The 6,386-nt window shown below is 43.1% G+C and carries 6 protein-coding genes; 4 read left to right on the top strand and 2 right to left on the bottom strand.

What is annotated here, in order from left to right; translation table 11 throughout:
• Positions 1–263: 263 nt before the first annotated feature.
• On the top strand, positions 264–1,886 hold the full coding sequence (locus RJ41_RS13930; RefSeq protein WP_039221994.1) for a response regulator: 1,623 nt from the start codon (positions 264–266) through the stop codon (positions 1,884–1,886).
• Positions 1,887–1,932: 46 nt separating this feature from the next.
• Here RJ41_RS13930 and RJ41_RS13925 read toward each other — a convergent pair whose 3' ends face one another.
• The gene (locus RJ41_RS13925) at positions 1,933–2,460 is read right to left on the bottom strand and encodes a GNAT family N-acetyltransferase (RefSeq protein WP_039221991.1); all 528 of its coding nucleotides are present in this window, start codon (positions 2,458–2,460) and stop codon (positions 1,933–1,935) included.
• A gap of 128 nt (positions 2,461–2,588) precedes the next feature.
• Entirely contained in the window at positions 2,589–3,557 is a 969-nt protein-coding gene (gene moaA, locus RJ41_RS13920) for a GTP 3',8-cyclase MoaA (RefSeq protein ID WP_039221988.1), read from the bottom strand.
• A gap of 324 nt (positions 3,558–3,881) precedes the next feature.
• Between moaA and RJ41_RS13910 the strand changes: the two genes are divergently transcribed.
• From RJ41_RS13910 to RJ41_RS13900, 3 genes are all read left to right on the top strand, one after another.
• Positions 3,882–5,702 (top strand): ABCB family ABC transporter ATP-binding protein/permease, encoded by a 1,821-nt coding sequence (locus tag RJ41_RS13910; protein ID WP_039221984.1) that lies wholly within the window; start codon positions 3,882–3,884, stop codon positions 5,700–5,702.
• The gene (locus tag RJ41_RS13905; protein WP_039221981.1) at positions 5,703–5,918 is read left to right on the top strand and encodes a DUF3820 family protein; all 216 of its coding nucleotides are present in this window, start codon (positions 5,703–5,705) and stop codon (positions 5,916–5,918) included.
• A 65-nt stretch (positions 5,919–5,983) separates the two neighbouring features.
• Positions 5,984–6,301, top strand: coding sequence for a hypothetical protein (locus tag RJ41_RS13900; RefSeq protein ID WP_039221979.1), 318 nt, complete (start codon positions 5,984–5,986; stop codon positions 6,299–6,301).
• The last annotated feature ends 85 nt before the right edge of the window (positions 6,302–6,386 follow it).

Below are 6,386 nucleotides of genomic sequence, written 5' to 3'. Positions count from 1 at the left end.
GCCCAGTAGCGTCCACCACCCCTCTCAATATATCTCAATCTTTAGAAACACAACAATCTAACTATGTTTAGTCGTTGTCACGTTAAAGCATTTTGGCTACTCCTACACCAAATCCAGCAATCATTATCAATAACCAGTACTGAAATTCAGCTACGAGCAGCTTCCATTATGCGATAGTCTCCATAAAGAACTATACTTAAGGTGTACTTACCGTGATATGGTAAGAAAAATAAGGGTTCTCATGTTTCAGAGGCGACTAATTAATGAAACTACACTTAGCTAGAAATACTAAGTTGTTAATTGCTGAAGACCAGGTGCTGGCGAAAAGCCATATGCACTACGCACTTGAGCAGTTAGGTTTCAAGAATATGAACTATGTTGATAGGCCCTCTCATGCCCTTTCGGCACTGCAAGAACATGATTATGATGCCATTATCTGCTCTTATAATTTGCGCTCTGAACAAGGCGGTTATTTTTTACTTGAGCAACTAAACGAAACTCAATCACTACCTCTTACCAGCGCATTCATCTTTACCAGCGCAGATACCTCAGCAGATGTCGTTCACGCCATCGTAGAATTACAGCCGGATGAATTTATCGCTAAACCTTTTTCGGTAAACGAGTTAGACAGGCGACTTTCCAGAGTGTTATCAAGGAAAAAAGCGCTTAAGAATATTTATTCATTTATGGATAAAAATGACTACGAAAAAGCCTTGTCCGAGGTGGAGCTCTTTTTATTACAGCCTGAGCAAGCCGAACACTTTCCGCTAGCGATGAAAATCAAAGGTGACTTACTTATTTTCACCGAAAGATATCAAGAAGCCATTACCTTCTTTGAGTCGATAATTAACATTCAAGATTTTAGCTGGGCAAAAATGGGGATAGCAAAATGCCTGCTTGCACTCAATGAACTAGATGACGCCGAGAGAGAAATTATCCAACTGGCTTTGCGCCCTGACTCTGCATTACATGCTTACGACTTACTCGCCAAACTACAGATCAAGCAATCAGCGTATGAAGACGCGCTAGAATGCACGTCACTAGCATGCAATATTTCTCCTCAGAACGTCCCTAGGCATCAGATCGCAATAAACCTTGCGCGTATCACTCACGATTACGAGGGTCAGTTTAACAGTGCTAAAAAAGTCGTGCGCTACGCAAAAAACTCAATCCACGATAAACCAGATATTTATTTAACCGCGGCAAGAGCGGGCGTTGATTTTGCTATGACATCTGAGCCCGAACACGTAAATAGCATAGTTAAACAAACCAATGAGTATTTGCGACAGTTGAAAAAGGCCCACCCGAAAGCAGCTTTAAACGATGAGTTGACGGTGATTGACGCGCGTCTTCATTATTTGAAAGACGACACAGTGAAAGCACAAATGCTGTTGTCAGATTTTCACACTGATCATGCCCAACACCACTCTACAGAAGCGTTGCTTGATAGAGCCAAAGCCCTTCATGAAGTAGGAATGAAGAAAGAGTCCCTTGCAATTTTAGACGCCATTTCCTCAAGGCAGGACGAGGAGAACGATGAATTAAACCTCATGGCCACCTATTTAAAACAAGAGAAAGAAGAAAAAGAAGCGATTACGCTAAGCCCTAAAATACTCAACAACACCGCAGTTGCACAGTATAAACGAGGTAATTTAGAGCAGTCTTACACAACATTTGCTCAAGCGTTCCGCGTCATGCCTAAAAATCCCTCTATTGCGCTTAACTACCTTCAAGCAATAATAAGGGCAAGAAAAGCGAACGCGCCCATGCATCCCGACACCCTTTCGGCCATCAAAAAATGCAGAGAAACACTCGAGTCGGCGGCTTTGTCAGAAGATCAGTATTCACGCTACGAGAACGTAAAAAGCATTCTAAAGAGCGGATAATAACGTCAGTCATTCCCCCTCGCCCTTCTCATACCAATCCGCTTACTTAATTAGAATAGACGACTACTGTCTCGTGATAGAGTTTGTCTTTATATTCAAGCTCATGACTAAACGTCATTCCTAGCTTTTTCATAATATTGATAGACGCACTATTTTGCGGGTTAGCAATAGCAGAGAATTTTTCAACACCTATATCATACAGCGCTTCTTTAACAGACTTCGCAGCCTCTGTTGCGTAGCCCTTGCCCCACGTATGGCGCTTAAAACGCCACCCTAGCTCCATATTGTCACTTTCGGGGTGTTGAGTAAAAAAGCCAAAGGGTCGAACTAAAATCCAACCAATGCTTTCCTTTTCGACTAGCGTTTCCACGCGCCACAGTCCCCACCCTAGAGCTGGATTGGAATAGGCTTGGAAACGAGGAACAAAGATTTCCCGAATATCTTCCTTAGAAGACATCTTGCCACCGTTGATAAACTTCATAACAAGCTCATCTTGGTCGAGCTCCCATAAAAAGTCTGCGTCTTGTTCGGTGATATAATGATAGGAAAGACGCGCACTGTCCTTGATATGCATATACTTCCTTTATCGTTATTATTCTTAATATACTTACACCGCTGAATATAGCTCATTTTTACAACAAACCAAACTTATTCGATGCATTTATTTTGCCCTACTTTTTCCTTTGACGTAGAGCCAATTAACTAGCCTCCCAGCATGGCAAGGTGCTTGGTTGCCCCTGTTTTACCTTCATGCAAATAGTGTGTTTCGTGTTTTTGACCCAGCACATCTTGTAAAAAAGCGACCACCTCATCCACATTTCCAGTAGCAAGAAGATGCCTCATATCTATCCCATTTTCACTAAACAAGCATAGGTGTAGCTTTCCTGGGGCAGAAACACGTAGTCGATTACAAGTTTTACAAAAATCTTTGCTGTAAGGCATGATTAAGCCAATTTTACCGGCATAGTCAGGGTGGTAAAACTCTTGCGCTGGCCCCGCATCTTTTCTACGCAACAAAGGCTGCCAGCCCATGTCTAACAACGTACTTTTTAGCGGCGTACCACTTTGATGTTGCTTATTGAAAAACTGGTTTAAGTCGCCTGTCTCCATTAATTCTATAAACCGGAGCGTTACTGGCATATCTTTTAGCCAAGCAAGAAACCTATGTAGACGGCTGTCGGAAAAATCGTTGAGTAGGACAGAGTTCACTTTCACGTCTAAGCCGGCATCAATCGCTGCGTCTAACCCTCGAAGAACAGCTTTAAGCTTGTCTTGCCCTGTTATAGCAGCAAACTGACGGGGATCTAAACTGTCAATACTTACATTTACTTGGTGTAACCCTGCTTCTTTCCACTGATGCGCAAACTTTTCCATTCGCGCTCCGTGTGTTGTCATCGCTACACGTTCGATACCAGGCGTATTACTTGTTAGCTGTAAAATATCAAGAAAGTCTCTTCGCAGCGTTGGTTCGCCGCCTGTTAGGCGCACTTTCGACGTACCTAGCTTAGCGAACGCTTTGAGCAAGGTATCAATTTCGTTTAGCGTCATAAACTGATCGCTAGTCGGGCCTTTATATCCGTCTGGCAAACAGTACTGACAACGAAAGTTGCACGCTTCGGTCACTGACAAACGTAAATAATGAAACTGTCTACCGAAACTATCTTCTAACAAACTAACTCCTTAATACTGTGCTACTTAGTCACTCAATTCACGGCTTTCTCAATCTAACAAAAGTCAGTAAAACATTGAGTAAATAACAAGGTAACTAAATTAAACTACCTCTAGTGTACGCGCGGTGAAACCAAAATTAAACACATTCATCGCTATAAATAAGACCATTTTAATCTCTAGCCTATTTCAAAACGTACTTCAAAAAGCGAAAATCGCCCTACACGAGCAGGTTAGCTCAATGTCTATTACAACATTTACGAAAAGCGATTTTTTGAATCAGCGCGTTCCTAACACTGTAAACACAATAATAAAGCACACTATAAAATGAGAAAAAACCGTTTTCCTACCAATGTCGACGAACCTGTTAAATGGCACGTTCTCTCACAGCTTTGGCCTTATCTCCTAGAGTTCAAGCAACGTGTATTTCTTGCTCTACTGTGCCTAGTAGCAGCAAAACTTGCCAGTATCGGCCTACCCTATGTATTGAAATACACTGTCGATAGCTTAAATGGAGACCTAACCACGCTTGCATTAGCGGTACCTATCAGCCTTATCGTTGCCTACGGAACACTGCGTTTACTGAATGTTTTGCTCGGCGAAGTACGCGACACGCTATTTGGACGGGTTACAGAGCGTGCCATGCGCCGCCTTGGACTAAAAGTCTTCAAACATTTGCACAACTTAGACTTGGGCTTTCATTTAAATCGACGCACAGGCGGATTGTCACGAGATATAGAGCGCGGTACCAACGGCGTAAGCTTCCTCATGCGTTTTATGGTGTTTAATATTGTTCCCACCCTTTTAGAGATCACTCTTGTTGTAGGCTTACTCTTGTTTCAGTTTGGCGTATCTTTCGCGTTAATTATTGTAGTTAGCGTGGTGGCTTACATTGGCTTTTCGATGAAAGCCACGGATTGGCGCACTCGCTTTGTTACTCAGATGAATGAAGCTGACTCGACCACCAATTCCCGGGCGGTAGACAGCCTGCTAAATTTTGAAACTGTTAAATACTTTAACAACGAATCCTTTGAAGCCAACCGCTACGATACGGATTTAGCTGCATGGGAAAAAGCACGAAGAAAAAACCGCTTGTCGCTATTTGCATTGAATGGCGGCCAGGCTGCCATTATCGCTATCGCCATGACATCTATGATGGCAAACGCCGCCTTTGGCGTCATGAATGGCGAGATGACCATAGGTGACTTTGTATTGATAAACGCCTTCACCATGCAAATTTTTATGCCCTTAAACTTCTTGGGGTTTGTGTATCGTGAAATTCGAGGGAGCCTTGCGAATATCGATAAACTGTTTGACCTTCTCGCCCAAACTCCGGCCATAAAAGATGCCCACGACGCTACGGAATTAACCTGTGCGAACCCCGCACTGCGATTTAACAATGTCCATTTTGCATACACTGATAATCGACAGATACTTAACGGCTTAAGCTTTGATGTACCGCCAGGCTCAAAAGTAGCGGTGGTAGGTGAAAGCGGCGCGGGAAAATCAACGCTGATGAAACTACTCTTTCGGTTTTATGAGCCACAACAGGGCGACATCACGATAAATGGAAAAGACATCGCATCGGTTACGCAACAAAGTCTGCGTTCACATATCGGCATTGTCCCTCAGGATACGGTGCTGTTTAACACTACCTTGCTGGAGAACATTCGCTACGGTAACCCTGATGCCAGCGATGAAGACATTAAACAAGTTATCAAACTCGCGCATCTTGAAGCATTTGTAGAAAGCCTACCTGAAAAGCTAGACACAACGGTAGGTGAGCGAGGCCTAAAACTTTCTGGTGGCGAAAAGCAGCGCGTATCTATCGCAAGGGCCTTACTTAAAGGCGCGCCAATCATGATTTTTGATGAAGCCACCAGCTCGTTAGACAGCACGTCAGAACGTGCGATATTAGCGGCCCTTCGCGACGCTGCTAAAGGACACACCAGCTTAGTTATCGCCCATAGACTGTCCACAATTGTTGATGCCGACAAGATCCTTGTACTTAAAAACGGTACCATTGTAGAGGAAGGGACACACACTTATTTGCTTGAGCAAGGTGGTGAATACGCAGCACTATGGCAAGCACAGCAGCGTGAAGATGAACATCTCAACGAAAATTCCAAGTCAAAAGGTAATCAGTAAATGGACCCAACGCTTATTAAAGCCGCTATTAACCAAGTGATGCCCTTTGGCAAATACGCTGGAAGACGCCTATTTCATTTACCTGAACCCTATTTGGTCTGGTTTCACAAGCAAGGCTTTCCAGAAAATAAGCTTGGTGAACAGCTCGCTTTAATGTATGAAATTAAGCTAAACGGTTTAGAGCCTGTTGTAGAACCGCTATTAAATGACGACTAGCAATCACAAAGGGACTCAGCGTCCCCAATTGTTAAAATGAGAAAACTCTAACCACACGATGATTTATGTTAGCAAGAACCAGAAAGCAACGTCGAAGTGACGTAAACGAACGCATCAAAAAAATACATAATGCCATTGCCGACAAAATGATGTTGCAACCAGAACTATTCGAAGAAGTCGAAAAAACATTAGAAACCCGTTATCACAACAAAATGATGCGCTATGGAAGCTACCTCCTTTGGAAAGGAATAATTGAGGCTCGCCATCAACCCGGCGTATTTAAAGCTCTATTGTTAGCTGACGATGAACGCACCGCCAATTTGAGAAGAGAAACTATCTTCACTGGGATATTGAGTGAGGAAGAAAGAGAGCAGCTTCTGTAAAAAACAGGCAGCGATTATTTCGCTGCCCGTTTTTTATAATCATACGATTTACGTTAACCTATCAACATTACGCATTACGCATTAC

Source organism: Alteromonas marina (genome assembly GCF_000808575.1).
Lineage (GTDB): Bacteria > Pseudomonadota > Gammaproteobacteria > Enterobacterales > Alteromonadaceae > Alteromonas > Alteromonas marina_A.
This window is presented reverse-complemented; position numbering and strand designations above follow the sequence as displayed.